The 26,355-nt window shown below is 59.4% G+C and carries 21 protein-coding genes; 9 read left to right on the forward strand and 12 right to left on the reverse strand.

What is annotated here, in order from left to right; genetic code table 11:
• The first annotated feature begins 33 nt into the window (after window positions 1-33).
• The 3 genes from ACJO3M_RS00215 (at window position 34) to ACJO3M_RS00225 (ending at window position 4,302) form a co-directional block, all read left to right on the forward strand.
• Window positions 34-1,560, forward strand: a complete 1,527-nt coding sequence (locus ACJO3M_RS00215) for a flavin-containing monooxygenase (protein WP_406998628.1) — start codon at window positions 34-36, stop codon at window positions 1,558-1,560.
• Between the two features lie 105 nt (window positions 1,561-1,665).
• Window positions 1,666-2,586, forward strand: a complete 921-nt coding sequence (locus ACJO3M_RS00220) for a lysophospholipid acyltransferase family protein (RefSeq protein WP_406998630.1) — start codon at window positions 1,666-1,668, stop codon at window positions 2,584-2,586.
• A gap of 6 nt (window positions 2,587-2,592) precedes the next feature.
• Window positions 2,593-4,302 carry a bifunctional helix-turn-helix transcriptional regulator/alpha/beta hydrolase gene (locus ACJO3M_RS00225; RefSeq protein ID WP_406998632.1) on the forward strand — a complete coding sequence of 570 codons (1,710 nt, stop codon included), beginning with the start codon at window positions 2,593-2,595 and terminating at the stop codon, window positions 4,300-4,302.
• Between the two features lie 8 nt (window positions 4,303-4,310).
• On the opposite strand, the gene mltF is transcribed toward ACJO3M_RS00225, so the two are convergent.
• Window positions 4,311-5,687 carry a membrane-bound lytic murein transglycosylase MltF gene (mltF, locus tag ACJO3M_RS00230; RefSeq protein ID WP_406998634.1) on the reverse strand — a complete coding sequence of 459 codons (1,377 nt, stop codon included), beginning with the start codon at window positions 5,685-5,687 and terminating at the stop codon, window positions 4,311-4,313.
• A gap of 412 nt (window positions 5,688-6,099) precedes the next feature.
• Here mltF and ACJO3M_RS00235 point away from each other — a divergent pair, with 412 nt between their 5' ends.
• Window positions 6,100-7,419, forward strand: a complete 1,320-nt coding sequence (locus tag ACJO3M_RS00235; protein WP_406998635.1) for a DEAD/DEAH box helicase — start codon at window positions 6,100-6,102, stop codon at window positions 7,417-7,419.
• Between the two features lie 106 nt (window positions 7,420-7,525).
• Here the strand turns inward: ACJO3M_RS00235 and ACJO3M_RS00240 are convergent, their stop codons facing one another.
• Together ACJO3M_RS00240 and ACJO3M_RS00245 are read right to left on the reverse strand one after the other, a co-directional pair.
• Entirely contained in the window at window positions 7,526-8,284 is a 759-nt protein-coding gene (locus tag ACJO3M_RS00240) for an OmpW/AlkL family protein (RefSeq protein WP_406998637.1), read from the reverse strand.
• Window positions 8,285-8,441: 157 nt separating this feature from the next.
• The gene (locus tag ACJO3M_RS00245; RefSeq protein WP_406989594.1) at window positions 8,442-8,897 is read right to left on the reverse strand and encodes a winged helix-turn-helix transcriptional regulator; all 456 of its coding nucleotides are present in this window, start codon (window positions 8,895-8,897) and stop codon (window positions 8,442-8,444) included.
• 90 nt (window positions 8,898-8,987) lie between these two features.
• On the opposite strand from ACJO3M_RS00245, the gene ACJO3M_RS00250 reads away from it, so the two are divergent.
• The 3 genes from ACJO3M_RS00250 to ACJO3M_RS00260 all read left to right on the forward strand — a co-directional run bounded on the left by ACJO3M_RS00250 (window position 8,988) and on the right by ACJO3M_RS00260 (window position 11,159).
• On the forward strand, window positions 8,988-10,100 hold the full coding sequence (locus ACJO3M_RS00250; protein WP_406998639.1) for an NADH:flavin oxidoreductase: 1,113 nt from the start codon (window positions 8,988-8,990) through the stop codon (window positions 10,098-10,100).
• A 127-nt stretch (window positions 10,101-10,227) separates the two neighbouring features.
• Entirely contained in the window at window positions 10,228-10,539 is a 312-nt protein-coding gene (gene bamE / locus ACJO3M_RS00255) for an outer membrane protein assembly factor BamE domain-containing protein (RefSeq protein ID WP_406998641.1), read from the forward strand.
• Between the two features lie 26 nt (window positions 10,540-10,565).
• Entirely contained in the window at window positions 10,566-11,159 is a 594-nt protein-coding gene (locus tag ACJO3M_RS00260; RefSeq protein WP_406998643.1) for an exopolysaccharide biosynthesis protein, read from the forward strand.
• Window positions 11,160-11,279: 120 nt separating this feature from the next.
• Here ACJO3M_RS00260 and pntB read toward each other — a convergent pair whose 3' ends face one another.
• The 3 genes from pntB to ACJO3M_RS00275 all read right to left on the reverse strand — a co-directional run bounded on the left by pntB (window position 11,280) and on the right by ACJO3M_RS00275 (window position 15,012).
• A complete protein-coding gene (gene pntB, locus ACJO3M_RS00265; protein WP_406998645.1) occupies window positions 11,280-12,674 on the reverse strand; it encodes a Re/Si-specific NAD(P)(+) transhydrogenase subunit beta in 1,395 nt (464 codons plus the stop codon).
• Window positions 12,675-12,686: 12 nt separating this feature from the next.
• Window positions 12,687-14,264, reverse strand: a complete 1,578-nt coding sequence (locus tag ACJO3M_RS00270; protein WP_406998647.1) for a Re/Si-specific NAD(P)(+) transhydrogenase subunit alpha — start codon at window positions 14,262-14,264, stop codon at window positions 12,687-12,689.
• A gap of 115 nt (window positions 14,265-14,379) precedes the next feature.
• On the reverse strand, window positions 14,380-15,012 hold the full coding sequence (locus tag ACJO3M_RS00275) for a TetR family transcriptional regulator (protein ID WP_406998649.1): 633 nt from the start codon (window positions 15,010-15,012) through the stop codon (window positions 14,380-14,382).
• Window positions 15,013-15,342: 330 nt separating this feature from the next.
• Between ACJO3M_RS00275 and ACJO3M_RS00280 the strand changes: the two genes are divergently transcribed.
• Window positions 15,343-16,920, forward strand: a complete 1,578-nt coding sequence (locus ACJO3M_RS00280) for a flavin-containing monooxygenase (RefSeq protein WP_406998651.1) — start codon at window positions 15,343-15,345, stop codon at window positions 16,918-16,920.
• A 34-nt stretch (window positions 16,921-16,954) separates the two neighbouring features.
• On the opposite strand, the gene ACJO3M_RS00285 is transcribed toward ACJO3M_RS00280, so the two are convergent.
• Window positions 16,955-18,226, reverse strand: a complete 1,272-nt coding sequence (locus ACJO3M_RS00285; RefSeq protein ID WP_406998653.1) for a hypothetical protein — start codon at window positions 18,224-18,226, stop codon at window positions 16,955-16,957.
• Between the two features lie 153 nt (window positions 18,227-18,379).
• Here ACJO3M_RS00285 and ACJO3M_RS00290 point away from each other — a divergent pair, with 153 nt between their 5' ends.
• Window positions 18,380-19,345, forward strand: a complete 966-nt coding sequence (locus tag ACJO3M_RS00290; protein WP_406998655.1) for a threonine ammonia-lyase — start codon at window positions 18,380-18,382, stop codon at window positions 19,343-19,345.
• 18 nt (window positions 19,346-19,363) lie between these two features.
• Here ACJO3M_RS00290 and ACJO3M_RS00295 read toward each other — a convergent pair whose 3' ends face one another.
• From ACJO3M_RS00295 to ACJO3M_RS00315, 5 genes are all read right to left on the reverse strand, one after another.
• Entirely contained in the window at window positions 19,364-20,137 is a 774-nt protein-coding gene (locus ACJO3M_RS00295) for an SDR family oxidoreductase (RefSeq protein ID WP_406998657.1), read from the reverse strand.
• Between the two features lie 18 nt (window positions 20,138-20,155).
• Window positions 20,156-21,304 carry an acyl-CoA dehydrogenase family protein gene (locus tag ACJO3M_RS00300; protein ID WP_406998659.1) on the reverse strand — a complete coding sequence of 383 codons (1,149 nt, stop codon included), beginning with the start codon at window positions 21,302-21,304 and terminating at the stop codon, window positions 20,156-20,158.
• 9 nt (window positions 21,305-21,313) lie between these two features.
• Entirely contained in the window at window positions 21,314-22,501 is a 1,188-nt protein-coding gene (locus ACJO3M_RS00305; RefSeq protein ID WP_406998661.1) for an acyl-CoA dehydrogenase family protein, read from the reverse strand.
• A gap of 438 nt (window positions 22,502-22,939) precedes the next feature.
• Window positions 22,940-24,121, reverse strand: a complete 1,182-nt coding sequence (locus ACJO3M_RS00310; RefSeq protein WP_406998663.1) for an acetyl-CoA C-acyltransferase — start codon at window positions 24,119-24,121, stop codon at window positions 22,940-22,942.
• 62 nt (window positions 24,122-24,183) lie between these two features.
• The gene (locus ACJO3M_RS00315) at window positions 24,184-26,280 is read right to left on the reverse strand and encodes a 3-hydroxyacyl-CoA dehydrogenase NAD-binding domain-containing protein (protein WP_406998665.1); all 2,097 of its coding nucleotides are present in this window, start codon (window positions 26,278-26,280) and stop codon (window positions 24,184-24,186) included.
• Window positions 26,281-26,355 lie beyond the last annotated feature (75 nt).

Below are 26,355 nucleotides of genomic sequence, written 5' to 3' on the forward strand. Positions count from 1 at the left end.
CAGAAAGATTTTATCAGGAGCGAGGCCGCTACCATGAGCCAACAACATTTTGATGTACTGATTATCGGCGCCGGCGTTTCCGGCATTGGCATGGCGTGCCACCTCAACCGCGAGTGTCCGGGCAAATCGTTCGCCATCCTCGAACGCCGCCAGTCTCTGGGCGGTACCTGGGACCTGTTCCGTTACCCGGGCATCCGTTCCGATTCCGACATGTTCACCTTCGGCTACAATTTCCGTCCGTGGACCGGTGGCAAGGTGCTGGCGGATGGCGCCTCCATCAAAAATTATGTGAAAGAAACGGCCGAGGAAAACGGCGTCGACAAGCACATTCAATACGGTCTGGCGGTAAAAACCGCGGACTGGTCCAGTGCCGACAAGTGCTGGACGGTGACCGCCGAGCGGGAAGAGAGCGGCGAGACCGAAACCTTCACCGCCAGTTTCCTGGTGGGCTGCACCGGTTACTACAACTACGACAAGGGCTACAAGCCCGACTTCCCCGGCGAAGAGAACTTCAAGGGCGAGGTGGTTCACCCCCAGCACTGGCCCGAGAATCTGGACTATGCCGGCAAGAAAGTCGTGGTGATCGGCAGTGGCGCCACCGCCATTACCCTGGTGCCGACTATGGCGGAGGAGGCGGCGCACGTCACCATGCTGCAGAGGTCGCCCACCTACCTGATGCCGTTGCCGTCTACCGATAAGGTGACCCTGGGCCTGCAGAAAGTGCTGCCCGCCAAAGCGGCCTACAAGATCACCCGCGCCCGCAACATCTCCATCGCGCGCCTGTTGTACGAGCGTTCCCGCAAGAGTCCGAAGGCCATGCGCCGGCTGTTCCTGAGCGTGATCAAGCATCAGGTGAACGGTAAGGCGGACATGCGCCACTTCACGCCGGACTACAATCCGTGGGATCAGCGCCTGTGCGTGGTCAAGGATGGCGATCTGTTCAAGGCGCTGAAGTCCGGTAAGGCCTCTATCGCCACAGACCACATCGAGCGTTTCACCGAAACCGGTATTCGCCTGAAATCCGGTGAAGAGCTGGAAGCGGACATCATCATTCCGGCCACCGGCCTGGATATTCAGATGCTCGGTGGTATCAAGCCGGCGGTGGATGGCGAGACAGTGGTGATGAAGGACAAGATCATCTATAAGAACGTGCTGGTGGAAGGCATACCCAATGCCGCCATGATCTTCGGGTACACCAACATCTCCTGGACCCTGAAGGCGGATATCGCCGCTGAATACCTGTGCCGCCTGATCAATCACATGGACAAGAAGGGTAGCCGTGTGGTGGTTCCGCGGGATACCGAGAACAGCCTTGGTGAAGATACCATTCTGGGCGCCCTTAGCTCCGGCTATATCAAGCGCGCGGAGGATCGGCTGCCGAAGCAGGGGACTCACGGCCCGTGGAAAGGCTCACAGAATTATCTGGAGGACGTGAAGATCCTGCGTTTTGATCCCATCGAGGATGGCTACCTGGAGTTTGATGGCGAGCTCTCCCGTGACGCGTCGGAGAGCTCCACCGGCTTCCTGAAACCGTTGCGGTCGGCGCTGTTCGGCTCATAATGGCTTACCGGGCCTGCGGGCCCGGTTACCTAAAGCATCTGTAAGTCGGTGCGGGAATATGTCAGGCTCTTTGGCCTTATTAATTGCAGTAAAGGCTATTGATGTATGTCGAAAACGGCCAGAAAGAAAAACAAGTCTCTGTGGCATCCGGTTTACTGGTCCTCCTGGCTGATTGTCTTCACGCTGTACCTGCTGTCGTTGCTGCCAATGCCGGTCAAGCAGCGCTTTGGCAAGCGCCTGGGGTGTTTTCTGGAGCGCAAGCTGAAATCCCGTTCCAGGGTGGCCCACACCAACCTCGCTGCCTGTCTGCCCGAGTTGGCCGAGGATGACCGGGAGCAACTGGTGCAGGATAATTTTATCGCCTGTACCCGTGGCTTTCTGGAAAGTACCCACGCCTGGTGGCGGGACATGTCCAGCTATTGCGAGAGCACGGAAATACACGGGCTGGAGCACGTGGAGGAGGCAAAGGCGCAAAACCGGGGTGTCCTGCTGATCGGCGCCCACTACAGCATTTTTGATTTCGCCCTGCCGCTGATTGCCTGCAAACTGGACAAGCCGGGGTATATGTACCGCCCCAACGATAACCCCGTCATTGATCGTATGATCGAAAAAGGCCGGCGCCGTCACTTCAATATTCGCTCGTTTTCCAAGCGCCAGCTGCCCAGGATGATGAAGTTCCTTAAGGATGGCGGCCAGGTGTGGTTTGCCTGTGACCAGGATTTCGGTCGCAAGACCGAGCTTTTCGTGCCGTTTTTTGGCGTGGATGCCGGCTGCATCACTTCCCCCAGCTATATTGCGCGGGAGTCCGGTGCGGCTGTGCTCTGTGTCAGCCATTTGCGGTTGCCTGATGGTCGCTATCGCGTGGAGTTTTCCCCCATTCAGGAAGACTTCGGCCAGGACGAAACCCGGGATGCCGAAACCTGGAACCGCTTTATCGAATCCACCATTCGGGAGTTTCCGGACCAGTACCTGTGGCTGCACAAGCGGTTCAAGAGCCGACCAGAGGGTGCTGCGAAGATCTATTAGAGAGCCATGTCTTCACAACCGTTTACCACCTCAGAGCTGGCGCTGCTGGTTTACCAGGCTGCACAGGACCGGGAGCGCTGGCCGGAGCTGGTCAGCGCCCTGAAGGAAACCGCCAATCCGTTCGATGAGGACCCGGTCTATCGGGATCGTGACGCCCGTAGCCGGATCATGGATGAGCTGCTGCCCCATATCAGTCAGGCGCTGGAGATGGAGCAGGCGATGCGCCAGGGCGAGACTGCCCAGGATCTGCTGGGGCAGACCCTGGAAATGTTACCGGTGGGCATCGCTCTGGTGGATGATGGCCTCAATATCCTGACCATGAACCGTCAGGCCGACATCAGCCTGCGCGAGAGTGGCATTCTCGGTAATCATGGCGGGCGCGTTCGGATCAACAACCGCGAACACCACCGTACTCTGCATCAGTCCATCCAGCAGTCTTTGCGGGCGGGCACCAGTCACACCCTGATGCTCAACGACCATAGTGCGGCGCGCGCGGTATCCCTGATGGTGTGTCCGGCGGATGTGGTGCGGGAGTCTGAGCGACAGGACGCTTCCGTTGTCACGCTGTTCATTTCCAATCCTGACATCAACAATCTGGTGAACGAGGCCACGGTCGCCGATCTCTATGGCCTGAGCTCGGCGGAAGCGTCTCTCACGCGGCACCTGATTGAGGGGCTGTCGTTGAGTGAAATGGCAGAACGCCGTGGTGTGTCGGAACATACGGTGCGCAGCCAGTTCAAGTCCATTTTCCGCAAGACCGACACCAGCCGTCAGGCGGAGCTGGTGTCGCTGATTCTGTCCGGACTTGCCCCGATCGGCAACAGCCTGCCGGAGATGACCGATCGCACCGCGTCCTGGCAGCGCGAGGATGAAATCGAAACTCGTTACTTCCAGACAGCGGACGGGCGAACGCTGTCCTATTGCCAGTATGGCGAGCCGGGCGGACGCCCGATTATCTTTTTCCACAGTGTGCGCGGGTCTCGCCTGGAAGTGCCCGGTAGCCTGGACGTCCTCCATCGCCTCAACCTGCGGCTGATTGTGCCAGACCGGCCGGGGTATGGCCGATCCGATGCCCTGGAGGATCGCACCACCCACCACCTGGCTGAGGACGTGGCGGCGCTGGCGGATCACCTGGAGCTGGATCGCTTCCTGCTGCTGGGGTATTCGCTGGGCGGCTTTCTGGCGCTGCATTGTGCGGCCCACCTGGGTGAGCGTGTTGAAAGGCTGGGGCTGGTGTCTGCCCTGGCTCCGCCCCAGACCGATCCCGGCGGGCGTCCGCTGAAGGGGCTGTTTCGCCTGGCTGTGACGTTGGCGGACAAAGCGCCATCGCTGGCGGAAAAAATCCTCAACCAGATGGCCCGGAGTATCCTGCGGAATCCCCGCAAGCATCTGGGATCGGACGCTGACCGGCGGCTGCTGGAAGACCCGGAAACCCGGGACCAGTATGTGCGGGCCATGGCGGAGTCCTGCAGTCGCGGCTCCGGAGGGTTTGTGGAGGATCTTAAGGCCGTGGCCCGTACCCCCGATCTCTCACCGGACCAGCTGAATCTTCCGGTTTATCTATGGCACGGCCACCAGGATGGCCAGGTGGACGTGCAGCAGGCCATTCGCCTGGACGAATGGCTCACCAACAGCGAGTTGACCCTGTTGCCCGACGGGGGCCACTTCTTTATCTACGAACGCTGGGAGAAGATCCTCAAGGGTTTTGTCAGCTAACGCCCGGGCTAGCCGTCGTCAAAGGCAACACTGATCACATCCCGATAGTTACGAATGCGCTGCACGTAGTGAACCGGTTCATATCCCCGAGCATAACCGTAACGGGTTTTGGGGTAGTAGCGCTTGTCGGCCTTCAGGGGCAGCACTTCTTTCATGTCATCCCAGGAATCCGGATTTTTGCCCAGGTCCCGCGCCAGTTGGCGGGCGTCCAGCAAGTGACCGCGACCGATGTTGTAGCTGGCCAGGGCCAGGAAGGTGCGGTCTGGTTCCGGAATGGTATCCGGCAGGCGGCGATGACGATCGGCCAGGTAACGCGCACCGCCGTCAATGGCGGCCACCGGGTCGAGGCGGTCGGTGACGCCCAGGGATTGCGCGGTATTCTTGGTCAGCATCATGATGCCCCGAACCCCGGTGGCGGATACCGCAGCGGGATCCCAGTGAGACTCCTGGTAGGACAGCGCAGCCAGCAGGTCAGCGGGCATCCCGGTGGTGGCTTCCGCGTCAGCGAAGTGAGTGACAAATTTGGGAAGCCGCTCTTCAAGGCGGCGGTTCAGTGCTCTCAGGTCGACAAAATCAAACTCGCCGATGTAAGCGTAATACCGGCTTTCCATAAAACCGATGGCTTCATCGCCGGCGGTACTGTTCATCCATTCGCGGGCGCTGCCTGCCAGTTCCTCGGACCCGGCCGGGAGGTACCATCCCAGGTTCTTGCCGGAGCTCAGGTTCATCGCTACTTCAAGATGAGGGAAGTGGCGGCGCATGACCTGAACAATGTTGGAATCAGCCACGGTGCAATCGAGGGATTGCTCTGCAACCGCAGACAGCAATACTTCGGTTGTCCGACCGTCGTCCTCCTTGAATTCGACGCCCTCATGCTCCGTTGCCAGACTGTTCAGGGTTTCAACGTAGCTTGAATCCGCTGTCACCGTAATGCCTACGTCAGCCAGAGCCTCGGGCTTGCGGGGAAGCGGGCGCATTTCCCGATGGCACACCAGCTGTTCGGTAATTTCGGTGTGGGCCGGGCCCTGGGTGAAGCGTTCTGTCCGTGAGGGCAGGTGTGTCAAACCGGCTGCGGCAAGATGGGTGGCTCCGGATTCCAGCGCTTTTAGTACATCAGAGGTGGAATCATGCATGGTCCACTGCACCTGCCAGCCTTTACTCTCGGCAAAGCGGGTGACCAGGCTGTGTTCCGGGCCGATGGGATTTTCGTGACGATCCAGGTAGTAGGTCGTGGACCCATTGCGGGTGGCTACTTCCAGCACGCCGGTTTCTTCCGGTGGCGCCAGTTGCTTGGCAGATGTTCCGCTGGAAGTGTCGTTCTGGCCGCAACCGACAAGGGCAGTAGCGGTCAGGGCGACCAATGCAATTTTCAGGGTCGGAGTCATTGAAGACCTCTCTTGTTGTAAGTGACGTGTCTGGTTACGAACCCGTAACCTGAATGTATCACTTTGAATTCAACGAGGTGGGGATTGTCGGCTGTACAATCGCCAGTTTGGCCCAATCGGGGGAGAACGGTTTAGCGCATCTGCAGAGTAAATAATTATAAAAAGTTATGAAAAGCACCTATGGCTATTTTCCGGACCCTCTGTTACCGTGCCTGCATCCTGCCTCTAAGGATTTCCGCAGTTTCCGGCCCTGTGCCCTTTGCGACCTATCCGATACGACCTGTCAGAGGACGTCACCCCGTTAACGGCGCGTGACCGTAGTCGTCTATTATTCCATGAATTTTCATGGCATCTGCCCGCATTCGCCGAGAACGGTGGTCGTGGAGGCAGAACAATCAAGAGTTGATCCAATATGAGTTTTTCTTCACTCGGTTTGTCCGAGCAGCTGGTCCGTGCCACTTCCGATCAGGGTTATGATACCCCGTCTCCCATTCAGGCCCAGGCAATTCCTGCCGTGCTTTCTGGCCGGGATGTGATGGCTGCCGCCCAGACCGGCACCGGCAAAACCGCCGGCTTTACCCTGCCGCTGTTGCAGCGCATTGGTGAGAACCCGCGCACCGGCAAGGGTCCCCGTGCCCTGATCCTGACGCCCACCCGTGAGTTGGCGGCTCAGGTTCACGACAGTGTAAACCTGTACAGCAAATACGTTCCCACCAAGGCCGCTGTGGTTTTCGGTGGCGTGAAAATCAATCCGCAGATGATGAAGCTGCGCAAGGGTCTGGACGTACTGGTGGCAACACCGGGTCGGCTGATGGACCTGTACCAGCAGAACGCCGTTCGCTTCAACGAAGTGGAAATCCTGGTGCTCGACGAAGCCGACCGCATGCTGGACATGGGCTTCATTCGTGACATCCGCAAGATTCTTGCGCTGTTGCCGGCCAAACGCCAGAACCTGCTGTTCTCCGCCACCTTCTCCAACGAGATTCGCACCCTGGCCAAGGGCCTGCTGGATAACCCGGTTCAGGTGGAAGTCGCGGCCCGTAATACCGCGGCGGAAAGCATCAAGCAGTCCGTCTACCCGGTAGACCAGAGCCAGAAAACCGCCCTGCTGAGCAAGCTGGTGCGTGACAATGCGTGGGAGCAGGTGCTGGTGTTTACCCGTACCAAGCATGGCGCCAACCGCCTGACCCAGAAACTGGAGCGCGACGGTATTACCGCTGCGGCGATCCATGGCAACAAGTCACAGGGTGCCCGCACCCGTGCGCTGGCGGACTTCAAGCAGGGTGAAGTGCGTGTGCTGGTAGCAACCGATATCGCGGCCCGTGGCCTCGACATCAAACAGTTGCCCCAGGTGGTGAACTTCGAGTTGCCCAATGTGCCGGAAGATTATGTTCACCGTATTGGCCGTACCGGTCGTGCCGGTGAAAGTGGCCACGCGCTGTCATTGGTCAGTGCCGATGAAGGCAAGATGCTGGCGGGTATCGAAAGGCTGATCAAGAAGCAACTGCCGCGCAAGAGCGTGGAAGGCTTCGAGCCGACCAACAACCTGCCGCTCAAGCCCAAAGCCAAGGCCGATCCGAGCCGTGCCCGTAATCGTAACGGTGGTGGTAACGGCAAACCGGCCGGCAATGGCCGCAGCTTTGGCTCCAAGCCGGCTGGTCGCAGTGGCGGCCGCAGCCAGAACGGCGGCGGTGGTCAGGGCCGGCGTTCACCGGCTCGCCAAAGCGCGTAACCGGCCCCCGGCATTGCTGCAATAAAAAGGCGGGGCCGAAGCCCCGCACAAGAGAACGTACCTGCCGGAAACCCACAGACCGTGAGGTTTCCGGCGGGCACGGGGATCAGAACTTGTAGGTAAAGCCCACCATGTAAACCATCGGATCGATTTCCACGTCCGTGGTGATCTCGCCCACTTCCGTGTCGCCGGACAGCGCCGTGATGGTGGCGTCAGTTTCAAGATCTACCCACCAAATGGCTGCGTTCAGCCCGAAATGCTCGTCCAGCATGTAATCAACGCCCAGCTCCAGGGCAACGCCAACACTGTCATCCAGATCCAGTTTCGAACCGTCAACAGTGCCTGCAGGGGTGCCGAAGTTTGCCTGTGCCACGGAATCAATCACGGCATTGAGCGTATTGGTGGTTTTTTCCTCAAAGAAGGTGGTGTAGTTAACACCCACGCCAGCGTATGGCTGAAGCCGGGATGCGCTGTCCATGGGAAAATACTGAAGGGTCAGTGTGGGTGGTAAGTGTTTGGTTTCCGCCAGCTTGCCAACGCCGTCCAGGCCATCAGCACCGCTGATGTTGTGCTTGAATGGAGTGGCTCCCAGAACGCCAACGCCAATGTGGGAGGTGATCATGTAGGTCGCCGTGATCCCGAGCTGACTGTTGGAATCGACGGCCACACCGGTACCCGGCAACGCCAGATCCTGGCCGGCCTGCGGGCCTTTCCCTGAAAACGCCAGGTCACTACTGGAGTCATCCGGGGCTGCGTGGGCGGGGCCGGCCCGCAACATGAAATCACCGGCCTCATAGGCCTGAGCAACAGGGGCTGCTGCCAGAATGCCGGCAGCCATAACACTGAAGGTGAACGTACGGGACATGGACATCTCCTTGAACCTGAATAGTCGATGGCGACAGGTTAAGGACTATGGCGAGTGGAAACTTGATATGGCGCAAGTCTACGCGCCCGGTATCGGAGTGTTCGCTGAGAGATTGATTCAACTCAATAAAATGACAGGTGAGGGGGAAGACGGCTTGTCAGCCGGTCTTCTTTTTGCCGTCCGGCACGAATACATCACGAACCGTCAGCGGTTTGCCATCGACATCCTGGACTTCCACCGGGCGAATGGTGCGGCCGGTTTCACGGTCCCGAAGATCCAGCGGCGCCTGATCCGGCGCCGGGTTCCACTTGTCACCCCACTGGCGCAGGGCAATCACGATCGGGAACAGGTCACGGCCTTTCTCGGTCAGACGGTACTCGAAGCGGGAGCCGTGTTCGCCCACATCCACTTTTTTCAGGACTTCGTTGTCCACCAATCGGGCCAGACGGTCACAGAGGATGTTGCGGGCAATGCCCAGTTCCTGCTGGAAGTCCACAAAGCGACGGGTGCCATACATGGCGTGCAGCACCACAAGCAGAGACCACCAGTCCCCCACTTCATTCAGGGCACGGGCGACGGAGCAACTGGAATCATCAAAACGTTTTCTGGCCATATCGGGAAGTCTACCTAATAGGGTTGCATTTTAAAACCAGATTAAATAGGGTTGCATAAAGAAACCAGATTAATGAGGTTGCGATCTACTATGAGCATGAATCTTGGTCCTATGTTTGACCCCTTCGAAATCCATAACCTGACCCTGCGCAACCGCGTTGCCATGGCACCGATGACTCGCAATTTCTCGCCAGGCAATGCGCCGAGTCAGGAAGTGGTGGACTATTACCGTCGTCGCGCCGAAGGTGGCGTGGGACTGCTGATCACTGAAGGCACCACGGTGAACCATCCCGGCGCCAACGGTTACCCGAACGTGCCGTTTTTCCACGGCGACAAAGCCCTTGCCGGCTGGAAGGACGTTGTTGATGCGGTTCATGAAGCCGGCGGCGCTATCTTCCCCCAGTTGTGGCATGTGGGCGCGGTGCGCAAGGAAGGCACGGAACCAGATCCGAAAGTGCCGGGCTACAGCCCATCCGGCCTGTTTGCGCCGGGCAAGCCCAACGGCAAGGCCATGAGCAAGGGCGACATTGACGATGTGATCAATGCCTTCGCCGACGCCGCCCAGGATGCCAAGGCGCTTGGTTTCGACGGTGTCGAGATCCACGGTGCCCACGGTTACCTGCTGGACCAGTTCCTGTGGGAAGGCACTAACCAGCGTGACGATGAGTACGGCGGCAGCATGGAAAACCGTCTGCGCTTTGTGGTGGAAATCATCGAAGCCGTGCGCCACCGCGTAGGCCCGGATTTCCCGATTATGCTGCGGTTCTCCCAGTGGAAGCAGCAGGATTACGAGGCGAAACTGGTCAATACGCCGGAGGAGCTGGAACAGTTCCTGAAGCCCCTGGTGGACGCCGGTGTGGATATCTTCCACGCGTCGACCCGCCGTTTCTGGGAACCGGAATTCGCAGGCTCCGACCTCAACCTGGCGGGGTGGACCCAGAAGCTGTCTGGCAAGCCGACCATGTCTGTTGGCAGCGTGGGCCTGACCGAAGACTTCATCAGCGGCACCTTCGCCAGCAAGAAAGAAGCGGTGGAGCAGGCCGGCATTGACGAACTGGTGGAGCGTATGAATAACCACGAGTTCGAGCTGATCGCCGTTGGTCGTGCCCTGCTGCAGGATCCGGAATGGCTGGTCAAGGTGAAGGAAGGCCGCATCCACGAAGTGGAGGCGTTTGCCAAGAAGTCACTGGCCAAGCTTTACTGATTGTATGACGCGTTGACGTGGGCCCCGGCCAGCCGCCGGGGCTTTTTTGTGTCTGTCTGTGCTGTAATTTAACCTTGTTTCAAAACCCGTATGATTGACGGCCTGATCATCAAAAAAAGGATATATCATGAGGCCCGTTGCATCTTTTTCTGCCATGATTCTGGTTGTCTTGTCGTTAACCGTTGCCGGCTGTGCCACCGTCGGCCAGGACTTTGCCACCCACAATGTTGACCAGATCGAAATCGGAGAAACCACCCGGGCGGATATTCAGGACATGTTTGGCGAGCCCTGGCGCACCGGTGTTGAGGATGGCAAGCGTACCTGGACATACGGCAAGTACCGCTGGTCCGCCTTTGGTGACGCCGAAACAACGGACCTGGTGGTGCGATTCAATCAGGACGGAACGGTGGCATCCTACGTTTATAACACCACCGAATAGGCGCCAGGACTCGGGAGGCTGGGGTAATGGATGACCAGAGTGACCCGGCGAATATAGAACAGTTACTGGACCGGCTGGAGGCCGTGGTGACCGACCGTTCCCACGTGTCCATCGGGGAAATGATGGATGCCATAGGGCGCAGAACGTTCGGGCCCGTGGTGCTTCTGGTGGGGCTCATCCTGGTTACACCGCTGAGCGGTGTGCCGGGAATACCGACGCTGATGGGGTTGCTGACCCTGTTGACCCTGGGACAGGTTTTGCTGGGACGACAGCATTTCTGGTTACCGGGTTGGCTGGTGCAGCGGAAGGTGGCACGCCAGAAGCTCTTGCAGGGACTGACGTTGTTGCGCCCGCCCGCCAGAAAGATTGATCGCCTGATCCGCCCGCGGCTTACCCTGTTGGTCAAGGGGCCCGGACTTTATGCGATGGCGCTGGGTTGTATGGTGATTGCCGTGGTGATGCCGGCAACGGAAGTTGTCCCGTTCAGCTCCAGTATTGCCGGCGTAGCCCTTGTGCTATTTGGCCTGACCATGATTTCGAGGGATGGCCTGCTGGCCCTGTTCGCCTGGGGGATCTCTCTGACCGGCCCCATCATGCTTGTCCGCAACCTTGGTGGATAAGTAGCAGGCCGAGTTGATAGGCGCTTCTGCCGCGATCTGATCGAACCGGGCTGCCGGGACAGCCAGAGTCAGTCCCGGCAGATTGAGCGGTTTTAGCAAGAGTGGCAGAGGCCTGATCGATCAGCCCCGCAACCCTCCTACCAGTTTGTCGATACTTTCCTTGGCGTCACCGAACAGCATACGGGTGTTGTCCTTGAAGAACAGCGGGTTCTCGACACCGGAATAACCGGTGGCCATGCCCCGCTTGAGAACCACCACTTGCCGCGCTTTCCATACCTCCAGTACCGGCATGCCGGCAATGGGGCTGCCGGGATCCTCGGCGGCGGCCGGGTTCACCGTATCGTTGGCGCCGATCACCAGCACCACGTCGGTTTCCGGGAAATCGGCGTTGATCTCGTCCATTTCCAGCACGATGTCGTAGGGTACGTGAGCTTCCGCCAGCAGCACGTTCATGTGCCCGGGCAGACGGCCGGCCACCGGGTGGATACCAAATCGCACGTTCACGCCCCGCTCACGCAGTATCCGGGTCATATCGCTGACTCCGTTCTGAGCCTGGGCCACCGCCATGCCATAGCCGGGCACGATGATGACGGAATCGGCGTTGCGCAGTTCCTCGCAGACTTCATCGGCACTGGATTCGTACACCGTCTGGTCCGGATCGGTAGCGCTGGCGCTGCTTGTCGTCTGGCCAAAACCGCCGAGGATCACACTGATAAACGACCGGTTCATGGCCTTGCACATGATGTAACTGAGGATGGCACCGCTGCTGCCCACCAGGGCACCCACTACAATCAGCAGGTCGTTGCCCAGCATAAAGCCGATGGAGGCGGCAGCCCACCCGGAATAACTGTTGAGCATGGACACCACCACCGGCATATCGGCCCCGCCGATGGCCATGATCAGGTGAATGCCGAGCACCGAGGCAATGGCGGTCATTAGCACCAGGGAGATCAGGCCAAATGCCATGCTGTCGGTACCGAGGAACCAGGCCCCCAGCAACACGCAGGCGATAACCGCCACCAGGTTCATCAGGTGCCGGCCGGGCAGGGTGAGGGCCTTGCTGTCGATGCGCCCGTCCAGCTTGCCGCAGGCTACCAGCGAACCGGTGAAGGTCACTGCACCGATAAAGATGCCCACAAACACCTCCACCAGTTTGATGGTGTGTTCCGCTCCGACCGTTGCAATCAGCGGTTCGATGTAGCCGGAAAAGCCCACCAGCACGGCTGCCAGACCGACAAAGCTGTGGAGCAGGGCGACCAATTGTGGCATTTGGGTCATTTCCACCTTGTTGGCGATGGGAATCCCAATGCCGGCGCCAAGTAGCACCGCAATCACAATAGCGATAACGCCGCCGTCACCCACGCTGGCAAGGGTGGCCCCCACCGCGATGATGATGCCGGCGACGCCGTAGAGGTTACCGCGCCGTGCGGATTCCTGGTGGCTAAGGCCGCCCAGGCTGAGGATAAAACAGATACTTGCGACCACGTAGGCCACGCTCACCAATCCTGTGCTCATATCGGGCGCCTCCTACTTGCGGAACATTTTGAGCATGCGATGGGTGACCCGGAAGCCGCCCCCCACGTTGATGCTGGCAATCAGCACCGCGACAAAGGCCATAATGCCGACGGCAATATTCTCCGCTTGGGCCAGATGCAGAATGGCGCCGATCACAATGATGCCGCTGATGGCGTTGGTCACACTCATCAGGGGGGTGTGCAGGGACGGCGTCACGTTCCAGATCACCTGCCAGCCGATAAAGCAGGCCAACACAAACACCGTAAAGTGTTGCAGGAAGCTTTCCGGCGCGTGGGCGCCAACTGCATAGAGCGCGAGGGCCGTCACGATCAGCAGGGCACTCCTGCCAATCAGGCTGCGGCGGTGGGCGTCTTTCTTTGCCGCGGCCTTGTCGGCAGCCGACGGCTCCTCCGTGCCCGGCGCCGGTTTGGGGCTGACCGGCGCCTCTGGCTGGGGCGGCGGCCAGGTAATGTCGTTCTCCCGCACCACCGTCAGGCCACGGATGACATCGTCTTCCATGTTGACCTGGGGCTCGCCGTCTTTCTCCGGGGTCAGTTCAGTGAGCAGGTGCACCAGGTTGGTGGCATAAAGATCGCTGGCCACCTTGGCCATGCGGCTGGGCAGGTCGGTGTAGCCGATCAGCGTCACGCCGTGGTGATGGGCCACCTTGCCCGGCTCCGTCAGTTCGCAGTTGCCGCCGCGCTCGGACGCCAGATCGACAATCACGCTGCCGGGTTTCATGGATTTCACCATGTCGGCGGTGATCAGTTTCGGTGCAGGCTTGCCGGGAATCAGCGCGGTGGTGATGATGATGTCCACCTCTTTAGCCTGCTCAGCGAACAGCGCCATCTCCGCCTTGATGAACTCATCGCTCATCTGCTTGGCGTAGCCGCCACTGCCGCTGCCTTCCTCGTCCCCAAAATCCAGCTCAAGGAATTCGGCACCCATACTCTCGACCTGTTCCTTAACCTCCAGACGAGTATCAAAGGCGCGAACGATAGCGCCCATGCTGTTGGCGGCGCCGATCGCAGCGAGGCCCGCCACACCGGCCCCGATCACCATGATCTTGGCCGGCGGCACCTTGCCTGCTGCCGTCACCTGCCCGGTAAAGAAACGCCCGAAGTTGTTGGCTGCCTCAATCACCGCCCGATAGCCGGCAATATTCGCCATGGCGCTGAGGGCATCCATCTTCTGGGCGCGACTGATGCGGGGCAGACTGTCGATGGCGAACGAAGTAATCTTCCTGGCTGCCAGTTTCTCCAGCAGCTCCGGATTCTGCGCCGGCCAGAGATAGCTGACCAGAAACGCCCCCTCTTTCATCAAGTCCACTTCATGCTTGTTCAGGGCGGGGTTTTCCATGGGGGCGCGAACCTTCAGGATAAAGTCCGCTTCCTGCCACAGTAACGTGGTATCGGCCGCTATCGCCGCCCCCACTTTTTCGTAGGCTTCATCCGAGTAATTGGCGGCCTCGCCAGCGCCAGCTTCGACAACAACCTCGTAACCAAGGCCAACGAGTTTGTGAACGGACGGTGGTGTGGCTGCTACCCGCCGCTCATCCTTGAAGATTTCTCTGGGGATACCTATTTTCATTGTTGGAATGTCCTCCGGGTTGCCCGATGAACCAGTTGTCTGGATACCCACATACTAGTTCAAGTTGACGGAATTGCCCGGAATACCCCAAAAAAACGGTAAGTTACTTCACCCGTCAGGAGGACTGGTTCACCAGTTTTTCGATCTCATCCTGGGACAGGTTATCCAACATGGCGCCCCGGAACTGCCGGTTAATAAAACGCTCTGTTTCCTGCTGAATGGTCTCCCGCTGCTCCGGTTTTTCGATGTAATCCATGGCCCGGAACAGAATGTAGCGAATGGTCATGCGGGAAATTTCGTGAATGGTTTCCGGCGGCACGGCACTGACCAGTTGCCGCTCGATAATATCCTCCGCCATTTCCCGGGCACTGGCATTGAGCTGAGCTTCCAGGGCCTTGCGCAACAGCGGAGAAGGACCATGGAGTTCCCGCACCGCGACGGTGGTCGCTGAAGGATTAGATAGAAAGTAGTGGTACACAAACGCGACGGTATCGTGGGAAGCCTGCTCCGAAGATTCTGCCATTTGCCGGAGCTCCCGCACGCCGGACTTCATGTCTGCGGCGATGTATCCCAGCACCTGCAGCCCGAACTCGTCCAGGTTTTTGAAGTGACGGTAAAAGGTATTCGGATTGAGCCCCGCCTCGCGGGCCAGTTCCCGAAGTCCCAATGATGTCAGGCTACGGCTTTCGGTAATCAGACGAAGGCCAGCCTGTACCAGCTTCAGCTTCCCACCGGTTAAAACGTTCATGCGATTTCCACCCAAAGTTAATGGTCTGGTTGGGCGGGCAGGGCTTCCGAAAATGCTCGTAGCCAAGGATGGCGGAGAGCAAGCGTACATNGGACGTACTCGCAGCGGTTTTCGGAAGCCCTGCCCGCCCAACCAGACCCTCCCGCGAAGTCCGGAAGCCCGGAAGACAGGACAATCAGTTGTCACGTAAGGCCAATAGACCGTTTCTAGATGAAGCGGAGTATACAGCTGTCTACCGAGACGTGTATACATGTGTATACCGTCAATCATCATGGCGAAACAGACAACAACAGGCAAGGCCAATGGGCCAGCGAACAACGAGGTAGAGTTATGAGTCAGTCAGCACAAATTGCCATCATCGGCACCGGATTCTCCGGCCTGGGCATGGGCATCAAGCTCAAAGAAGCCGGATATGACAACTTCGTGATCCTTGAGCAAAGCGACGATGTCGGCGGCACCTGGCACGAAAACCACTACCCGGGTTGCGCCTGTGACGTGCAGTCTGCCCTGTACTCCTTCTCGTTCGAACAAAACCCGAACTGGAGCCGCATGTTCGCCCAGCAAAAAGAAATCCAGGCCTACCTGCGTCAGTGTGCTGAAAAATACGACCTGATGAAGCACGTGCGTCTGAACACCCACGTGGCCGGTGCAAAGTTTGACGAAAAGACCCAGAGCTGGACCGTCGAAACCTGCGACAGCCCGAAACTGTGGGCCTACATGCAGGAAAAAGGACTCAACCCCGGCGACAAACTGGATCGCAAAGATAAAGACCTGCCAGAGTTCAGCTCTTTCAAGGCTGATGTTGTGGTCTCCGGCATGGGCGGCCTGAGCACCCCGGCCTACCCGCACATCAAGGGTATCGAGAGCTTCACCGGCAAGAGCTTCCACTCCCAGGACTGGGACCACAGCTACGACTTCAAAGGCAAGCGGGTTGCAGTGATTGGTACCGGCGCCTCTGCGATCCAGTTCGTCCCGGAAGTGGCCAAAGAGGCCGGTCACCTGGACCTGTACCAGCGTACCCCGCCGTGGATCGTGCCCAAGCCGGACCGCGAGATCCGTCCGCTGGAGAAACTGATGTTCCGCAAGTTCCCGCAGACCCTGAACGCCTTCCGCCAGAGCATCTACTGGACCCTGGAAGCGCGGGTACTGGGCTTCGTGGGCAACCCGCGCATCCTCAAGATCGGTGAGTTGCAGGCCCGTCGCCACATCCGCAACCAGATCAAGGACAAGGAACTGCGCAAGAAAGTGACCCCGGATTTCCACTTCGGCTGCAAGCGGGTACTGATCTCCAACAACTACTACCCGGCACTGGCCCAGGACAACGTGGACGTGCTCACCGACGGCATCCGTGAAGTGCGCGGTAATGTCATTGTCGATAACAACGGCAACGAGCGGGAAGTGGACTGCATCATCTACGGCACCGGCTTCAAGGCCCAGGACCCGATCCCGGCCGGCATGGTCTATGGTCGCAACGGCCAGGACCTGCTGGACGCCTGGAAAGAAGGCGCGGAAGCCTATAAGGGCAGTACCATCAACGGCTTCCCCAACTTCTTCATGCTGATGGGCCCCAACACCGGCCTCGGCCACAGCTCCATGGTGTACATGATCGAAAGCCAGATCCAGTACGTGCTGGATGCTCTGAAGAAAATGCAGAAGCACGGCTGGAAGAGCGTGGAAGTGAAGGAAGACGCCCTGAGCAAATACAACGCCTCCATCCACGCCAAACTTGGCGACTCCGTCTGGCAGACTGGCTGTAAGAGCTGGTACGTGAATGAAAACGGCAAGAACACCACCCTGTGGCCGGGTTTCACCTGGCAGTTCCGCCAGCAGACAAAGCGATTTGATGCGGCGCAGTATGTGTGTGAGCCAGAGGCTGTAGAAGTGGGCGAGGCCGCTCCAGCGTTGTAAGTGCCCTGGCCGGCATGCTACCCAATATGGGCATTCATTTGCCCATATTGGGTATCACGTAAAGGCACCTAAACCTTCGTTCGTCCTCACCGGGCCCTTCCAGACACAACTTCCTGCCGTTATCGGACCAGTAGACCCCGTTACCGGTGCGTGACAGCGGATTCTTTAACCGCTGTAGATCGCCGGGAACGCCTCCCAGGGCAATGATCTGATTCAACAGACTGAGCTTACCGTGGATGTTGAAGGCTTCCGCCACGTAGCGCTCGTATCGCGGGCCTCCCGTCCTGGCGAGGATGCTTCCTGCCGGATTACGCAGCCAGGAAGCTTTGACCTCGTTTTCAGCAATGTCCGTAATCTTTTCCAGATAGTCTTCAGGGGGGAGTCGTGATAGCTCAATCGCCTGCAGATAGACGGGTAGCACGGAATTGATGGTCATGTTGGGTTTGAAAACCATGCGAACCCACCAACCCGGTGTCCAGGTATTCTCGCTTAAGGTATCAAAGAACTGAGGGTGCCGGTCCATGGACTGGAACAGGTAATACACCATGGCAAACTCTCGTGCCATGGCAAGACCGAAATCCCGTTCGGACATGGTCATGGGGGGCAGAGTGGGCGCCAGTTCATAGCCATGTCGCGCAAGTATGGCTGAGAGTACATCCAGGTTCTCTGACATCAGAGCCAGGTAAGCCATTTTGCCAACGATTGTATCCGCCCGGGCTAACTGGGCGCGTACCCTGGCAAGTGTGCTTGTCAGAAGCTGCACAGCCTTGGCGGGGTCGTCCAGCGCAGCATCCCGGATGACTTGCAGCATCATAAGCCGGTGACCGCTGAGCAGGTAGTGGAATCTGGGCATAGGTTCGTGGGCCGATGGTTTGGTCAGCGACTGGAAACCATCCATGGCCATGAAGGTGCGATAGCGGTCGAGTAATGTTCTATCGACCTGGGAAAGCGGCGGGGTCTCATTCCAGGACGATAGCACCCGCACTCCACAACGCGCATCGGACCAGCGGCAGAAAAGGGCGCCTTCGGGCCTGGGCAGGGCCTCATAATCTGGCCAGGGGGCCTGCTCCGTGGTGAACGGGTCGTCTGCTTCGAGTTGATCCTGTTCCCGGGAATAGGCCAGGATACTCTTGCCCAGATCGATCGGAGCCTGCTCAGGTGGAGCATCAATACCCAGCAGGTAGGGGTGGGCCCGGTTGGTCTGTTGTGCGGTGGTCTGCTCAACCAGCGGATGGGCTTTCGAAGATAGCGGGTCATCAAGCTGGAGCAGCATCACAGCGATGGCCAGCGACTGAATGAAAAGCATGGTTTTCCCTGTTCCCTGGAAGTTTTCTTCCCTATTCACGACTCCTTGGGCATGCGCCCCGAAGTCGCTATTGTCCGATTAGTTTACCAAAGGCTTGATAGAAAGCCTTGCCTGCATCATGGTTTGTAAAAAGGGAGCAAAGGAGAGCACGCCATGACCAGTCCAACTCTTCCAGGCCAATCCCAGATTCTGGAGGCGGAACAGCGCATTCGGCCACACCTGGGCGAAACGCCACTGCTGAATATTCCTGATCTGGATGCCGCCATGGGCCAGTCGCTCGGGCTGAAGTGCGAAAGCCTTCAGCGCACCGGCAGCTTCAAGGTTCGTGGTGCGTTGAACTGGCTGCTGACCGCCAGCGAAGACGAACTCAAGGCTGGCCTGGTGACAGTCTCTGCGGGCAACCACGCTGTTGGCCTCGCCTGGGCGGCCGCCATGCAGGACGTACCGCTCACGGTGGTGATGCCCGAGGGTTCCAGCCCGTTGAAGATTCGTCGTACCCGGGCGCTGGGTGCCGAGGTCATTGTTCAAGGCAGTATTCAGCAGGCCGTGGCCTTGTGCCACGAATTGCGGGACGAAAAAGGGCTGACTCTGGTTCACCCCTATAATGATGTCCGCATCATGGCAGGGCAGGGCACCGTTGGGCTGGAATTGCTGCGCCAACAACCGGATGTGGACCGGGTGCTGTGTCCGATTGGCGGTGGCGGTTTGATTTCCGGGCTGGGGCTGGCCATCAAGGCGCAGCGGCCGGAGGTGGAGCTGATCGGCGTGGAGCCGGAAGGTGCGGCCACGATGTTTAACGCCTGGCAAAAGCAGGATGCCAGTGCCAGCCTCGACTCGGTGGATACCTGGGCCGCCAGCCTGGCGCCGGCGGTGGTGGGAGATTGCACCTACGCGGCTTCCCGCCAGGTGGTGGACCGGATTGTGACGGTTACCGAAGCGGGTATCCGGGAGGCCACGCGGCGGCTACTGACTGAGGCAAGGCTCTATGTCGAGCCCGGCGCCAGCGTTGGCCTGGCGGCGTTACTGGAAAACCAGGTTGCGCCTGAACCAGAGAAGACCACGGTTCTGATCATTACCGGCGGCAATCTGGACCCGGAACAGGTCAGTCAGTGCCTTTAACAGGCTAAACGAGCACCCTTAACTGACCAGCGTGCCGCCATCCACCGCCAGGCACTGCCCGGTAATGTGCCGCCCGGCTTCGGAGGCCAGCAGTACGGCGGCGCCCTTGAGATCTTCCTCGCCACCAAAGCGATTCAGCGGAATGCGCTCCAGCATTTTGTCACCCTGGGCATCCAGCAACCCCTGGGACATCTTCGACGGGAAGAAGCCCGGGCAGAGGGCGTTCACGTTGATGTTGTGATGGCCCCATTCGGACGCCAGCGCGCGGGTGAAGTTCACCATGGCGCCCTTGCTGGTGTTGTAGGCGATGGTTTTCATGTCTTCGGGGTTGCCGGACAGGCCCGCAATGGAGGCGATGTTGATCACCTTGCCGGTGTTGCGGGGAATCATGCAGCGCTTGCCCACGGTCTGGGTCAGGAAGAAGGCGGCGTTCACGTTCAGGTTCATCACCTTCATCCAGCCTTCTGCCGGGTAGTCTTCTGCTGGTGCGCCCCAGGTGGCGCCGGCGTTGTTGACCAGGATATCGATATCGCCAAGCTGGTTGACCACCTGATCCACCACGGCGGGAATGCCTTCAAGATCGGACAGGTCCGCTGCGATAGTCACCACCTCAACCCCCTGGTTTTCCAGGTGTGCCTTGGCGTCATCCAGCTCGTGCTGCTTGCGGGCACTGATGGCGATTTTTGCGCCCAGTTCCCCCAGGGCTTCGGCCATTTGCAGGCCCAGACCGCGGGAGCCGCCGGTGATAAAGGCGACCTTGCCGGTCAGATCCAGTAGTTGTTTTACACTCATGGTTGTCTCCTTGATGGTTCAGGCGGTTTTGGCCAGCAGGCCGTCGCTGACTTGCGCCAGATGGTGATCGGCATCGCCGAACAGCAGGTTGATCAGGGTCAGGCGTTTGAACAGGTGGGCGGCGACCATCTCGTCGGTCACGCCCATACCGCCATGCAGCTGCACCCCCTGCTGGCCCACATAACGCGCGGCCTGGCCGACCAGGGTCTTGGCCATGGAGATGGCTTCCCGGCGGCTGGCGCGGTCATCGGAGTCCGCTTCGCTGGCGGCCAGAATCGCCATGGTTTTTGCCTGCTCGGTCTGGATGAACATGTCCGCCATACGGTGCTGCAACACCTGGAACTTGCCGATGGGTGTGCCGAACTGTTTGCGGGTCTTGATGTATTCCAGCGTGGCGGTGTTCATCGCTTCCATGGCACCAACGGCTTCCGCACACAGCGCCGCAATCCCCAGGTCCACGGCCTTTTCAATAGCGGAGAAGGCCTCATCAAGGGTGCCAATCAGGTTGTCGGCGCTGACCGTGACGTTGCTGAAGCTGATATCGGCCGTGCGGTGGCCATCATGGGTGGCAAAGTCGTCCACTTCGACGCCTTTCGCTCCGCGATCCACCAGAAACAGGGACAAACCGGATTCATCGTTCACGCCACCACTGGTGCGTGCGGAGACAATCAACTGGTTCGCCTGGCCACCGTGCAGCACGGCGGTTTTCTGGCCGCTGATCAGGAAATGGTCGCCATCCTTGCGGGCAGTGGTCTGCACATGGCTGAGGTTGTAGCGTGCACCCGGCTCGCTGTGGGCCAGGGCCAGTAGCCGCTCACCGCTGGCAATGCCCGGCAGGATGTCCGCTTTCTGGACGTCGTTACCGGCATCCCGGATCAGTCCACCGGCCAATACGACGGTCGCCAGATAGGGCTCCACTACCAGTCCGCGGCCAACATTTTCCATCACCACCATGGTGTCGATGGCATTGCCGCCCAGCCCGTCATAGTCTTCCGGGAAGGTGAAACCGAGCAGTCCCATCTCCGCCAGGGCTGACCAGGTGGCGGAATCGGTGCCTTGTCCGGATTTGATGATGTCCCCTCGTTTTTCGAAACCGTATTCGTTGGTCACGAAGCGGCGCAGGGAATCGTTCAGCATTTGCTGTTCTTCGGTCAGTTCAAAATTCATAACGCCTCCTTACAGACCAAGCACGAGTTGGGCGATGATGTTGCGCTGGATCTCGTTGGATCCGCCAAAGATCGACAGCTTGCGCATGTTGAAATAATCGCCCGCAGAGGGCGTGGCATCTATTGAGCCTGTACGTGGTCCGTTGTAGTCCAGTTCCAGCGCTTCCGGAATATGGGCAATGGCGTCCTGGCCGCCCGCTTCCATCAACATTTCGAACAGCTGCTGGCCGATTTCGGTGCCACGAATCTTCAGAATCGACGCCTGTGGACCGGGGCCACGCTTGTCTGTCAGTACCCGCAGAACCGTCAGCTCAAGGGCGCGCAGCTCGGCATCCAGCTGTGCCAGGCGGTCGCGGAAACGGGTGTTCTCAATCAATGGCCGTTGACCGTCCTGCTCCTGCCGTGCCACTTCCTTGAGCCGCTTCATCAACGCTTTCCACTGCCCCACATTGGCCAGGCCAGTACGCTCATGGCCCAGCAGGAACTTGGCGTAGGTCCAGCCTTTGTTTTCCTCGCCGACGAGGTTCTCGACCGGCACCTTCACGTTGTCGAAGTAGACCTCGTTAATCTCATGCTCACCGTCCAGCATGATGATGGGCCGCACCTCAATGCCCGGGGTGTTCATATCAATAAGCAGGAACGAAATACCTTGCTGCGGCTTGCCTTCATTGCTGGTCCGCACCAGACAGAAGATCCAGTCCGCATGCTGGCCCAGGGTGGTCCAGGTTTTCTGGCCGTTGACGATGTAGTGGTCGCCTTCGCGTTTTGCGGAAGTACGCAGCGACGCCAGGTCGGACCCAGCACCGGGCTCGGAATAGCCCTGACACCACCAGTCTTCACCACTGAGAATGCCCGGCAGGAAGCGTTGTTTCTGTTCATCGCTACCAAACGTCATGATCACGGGTGCAACCATACGCAGCCCGAAATCCAGTTGGCGGGGCGCACCGGCAAGGGCACATTCTTCCTCAAAGATAATCTGCTGAATCGGATCCCATCCGGTCCCGCCAAATTCCTTTGGCCAGGTGGAGGCACCCCAGCCCTTATCAAACAGAATTTTCTGCCAGCGCTCGGTCATCGCTTTGTCCGGGCGCAGCCGTTTCTGCACCCGTTCGCGGATGTCGTCCGGCAGGCTGTCTTCAAGAAACTGGCGAACTTCAGCGCGGAACGCCTCTTGTTCCGGGGTGTAATTCAGATCCATGGAGCACCTCTTCTGTTGGCTGAGGTTGTTGGCTCCTTGTTTCGGAGCCACCTTAGAGTTTGGGATAGCGCGTCTTTAAGTCCGGGAGCGGCGCAGGCCAGGTATCACCTTTCAAAACACGCTCCTTCGGCACATCCATGTGACGCTTGGGCTCCGCCATCCCTGGCTCCGCACAGTTTTGAAAGGTGATACCCGGCCGACGCTTCGAGTCTGTTCGTGCCTGCTTTCGCAATCGGCTTTGGGCAATAACCGCCCTAGGCTCGGAGTCTGTAATGGTCTGCCATTGCACAAAGCTATGGGCGGCTGTTGGGTAGGGTGTTCCGAAACTGTGCGGAGCCAGGGATGGCGGAGCCCAAGCGCACACGGACGTGTTTACAGCGTGTTTCGGAACACCCTACCCAACAGGCGCTTCCCCCAAAGCTTCAGGCAAAAAAGGCCTTAGGCAACCTCAAACAACCCGGCAGCACCCATACCAGTACCGACGCACATGGTAACGACGACGTACTTAACACCACGGCGCTTGCCTTCGATGAGGGCGTGGCCGACCAGGCGTGAACCGGTGGTGCCGTACGGGTGGCCGACTGCGATGGCGCCGCCGTTGACGTTCAGGCGGTCCATCGGGATGCCCAGTTTGCGCTGGCAGTAGAGCACCTGAACGGCGAAGGCTTCGTTGAGTTCCCACAGGCCGATGTCGTCGACGGTCAGGCCGGCGCGCTTGAGCAGTTTGGGAACGGCGAAGACTGGGCCGATGCCCATTTCGTCGGGCTCACAACCGGCAACCGCGAAACCACGGAAGATACCCAGCGGGGTAGCGCCGCGCTGTTCGGCCACCTTGCTGTCCATCAGCACACAGGCCGAAGCACCGTCGGAGAACTGGCTGGCGTTGCCGGCAGTGACCACGCCGCCTTCCATTGCCGAGCGGATCTTGCTGACGCCTTCCAAGTTGGTGCCCGGGCGGATGCCCTCGTCCTGGCTGACGGTCACTTCCTGGCTACTGAGTTGGCCGGTGGCCTTGTCCGCCACACCCATGGTGGTGGTGATGGGTACGATCTCGTCGTCGAACTTGCCGTCTTCACGGGCCTGGGCGGCCAGGTTCTGGCTGCGTACGCCGTATTCGTCCATGTCTTCTTTCTTGATGCCGTAGCGCTTGGCCACGGTTTCGGCGGTGTCCAGCATGGACCAGTACAGTTCCGGCTTGTTCTTCGCCAGCCAGGGTTCCATGAAGTAGTTCTGGTTAACGTTCGCCTGCACGGTGGAGATGGATTCCACGCCGCCGGCGACCATCACCGGAACCCGGTCCACCGCAATGTGGTGCGCCGCCATGGCGATGGCCTGCAGACCGGATGAACAGAAGCGGTTGATGGTGGCGCCGGCCACGGACACCGGCAGGCCGGCACGGATGGCGCCCATGCGGGCCACGTCGTTACCGGTGGAGCCTTCGGGCAAGGCGCAGCCCATCAGCACGTCTTCGATTTCGTTGGGGTCGACTTTGGAGCGCTCGACCGCGTGCTGGATGGCGTGGCCCGCCAGGGTGGCGCCGTGGGTCATGTTCAGGCCGCCGCGCCAGGATTTGGCCAGGGGCGTGCGGGCAGTGGATACGATGACAACATCATTGGACATAACAATTCTCCTCAGGTCGGAGCTGCGGTTTGTAGGCAGCCCCGTATCAATTCGTGGACCGGTTATTTAGCGTCGAAACCCTTGCCTTCTTCAGCGCGCTTGGCCAGCAGCGCCGCCGGCTTCCAGAAGCCTGGCTGGGTGTGGCGGTCTTCGGTGAAGGCCTGCATGGCGCGAACCACGTTGGGCAGCCCGATTTCCTCTGCGTAATGCATGGGGCCGCCGCGGAACACGGGGAAGCCGTAACCGGTCAGGTACACCATGTCGATGTCGGAGGCGCGCTGGGCGATGCCTTCGTCCAGAATCTGGGCGCCTTCGTTCACCAGCGCATACACACAACGCTCGACGATTTCCTGGTTGCTGATCTTGCGCGGGGTGATGCCCAGCTCGGCGCGGACTTCGTCCACCACCTTGTCCACTTCCGGATCGTGCAGGGCGTTGCGGTTGCCCGGCTCGTAGCGGTAGAAACCGGCGCCGGTCTTCTGGCCGTAGCGGCCCATTTCACAGAGGCGGTCGGCGACGACCATCTTCACCATGTCCGGGTTTTCTTCGTACTGGCGCTTGCGGATGGCCCAGCCGATGTCGCCGCCGGCCAAGTCGGCCATGCGCAGCGGGCCCATGGCAAAGCCGAATTTCTCGATGGCCTTGTCGATCTGCTGCACGCTGGCGCCTTCTTCCAGCATGAGCAGGGCTTCGCGCTGGTACTGGTTGATCATGCGGTTGCCGATAAAGCCGTCGCACACGCCGGAGACCACGGCGGTCTTCTTGATCACCTTGGCCAGCTTCATGGCGGTGGCCAGTACGTCCTTGGCGGTTTTCTCGCCGCGAACCACTTCCAGCAGTTTCATGATGTTGGCGGGGCTGAAGAAGTGCAGGCCGATCACGTCTTCCGGGCGCTTGGTGAAGCTGGCGATCTTGTTCAGATCCAGGGTCGAGGTGTTGGAGGCCAGAATGGCGCCTTGCTTGCACACTTCGTCCAGTTTCTCGAACACGGACTGCTTCACGCCCATTTCTTCAAAGACGGCTTCAATGACCAGGTCGACGTCACTCAGGTCGTCATAGGTGAGGGACGGGGTGAGCAGTGCCATCTTGGCCTTGGCGTCGTCCTCGCTCATACGGCCTTTCTTGACCCGGCCTTCGTAGACTTTCTGAATGGCGGCCACGCCGCGGTCCAGGCCTTCCTGTTTCATCTCAACGAGCGTCACCGGAATACCGGCATTGAGGAAGTTAATGCTGATGCCGGTGCCCATGGTGCCACCACCGATCACGCCCACGGATTGGATGTCACGCACCGGAGTATCGGAGGGCACATCGGCAATTTTGCTGGTCAGGCGCTCGGAGAAAAACGCGTGGCGCAGGGCGCGGGATTCCGGGGTCTGCATCAGGTTCACAAAGGCTTCGCGTTCGACTTCCATACCCTTGTCAAAAGGCATGGTAACGGCGGCCTTTACCGCGTCCACGCACTTCAGCGGCGCCGGATAATTCTTCGCCATGGCACCCACGGTGTTACGGGTGAACATGAAGAAGCCTTCCGGATTGGGGTGTTTGGCCTTCAGGTCCCGCACTTTCTTCAGTGGCAGGTTTTCATTGGCGACCTTGGTGGCGTAGGCAATGGCGGCGTCCAGCAGTTCGCCATCAACGATCTCATCAAACAGGGCGCTACCCTTGAACTGCTTCGCAGGCACCACGCTGCCGGACACAATCATGTTCAGGGCATGTTCCGCGCCGATCACCCGGGGCAGACGCTGGGTGCCGCCGGCGCCGGGCAGCAGGCCCAGTTTCACTTCCGGCAGGGCAATCTGGGCATCGGGTTTGGCGATGCGGTAGTGGCAACCCAGGGCCAGTTCCAGACCACCGCCCATGCAGGCACCGCTGATGGCGGCAATGACCGGCTTGCGGCTGCTTTCCACGTAGTTGATGACGGTGTTCAGGTTGGGTTCGGCGGTGGCTTTGGAGGAACCAAACTCACTGATGTCGGCGCCGCCGGAGAAAGCGCGGTCGGAACCAATCAGCACAACGGCTTTCACCGCGTCATCGGCTTCCGCCTGGCGGATGCCGTTGACAATGCCCTGTCGCAGGGCCAGGCCCAGGCCGTTGACGGGTGGGTTGTCGAGTCGGATAACGGCAATGGCGCCGTTGAGATCGTAATGGGCGGTACTCATTTGGGCAGCTCCCTGATACTGGAATCGGGTTGATCGTTGGCATGAAGACGCGCGTTGAAATCTCCATACACTGGT

Origin of the sequence: Marinobacter alkalisoli (assembly GCF_045449795.1) — a bacterium.
Classification (GTDB): domain Bacteria; phylum Pseudomonadota; class Gammaproteobacteria; order Pseudomonadales; family Oleiphilaceae; genus Marinobacter.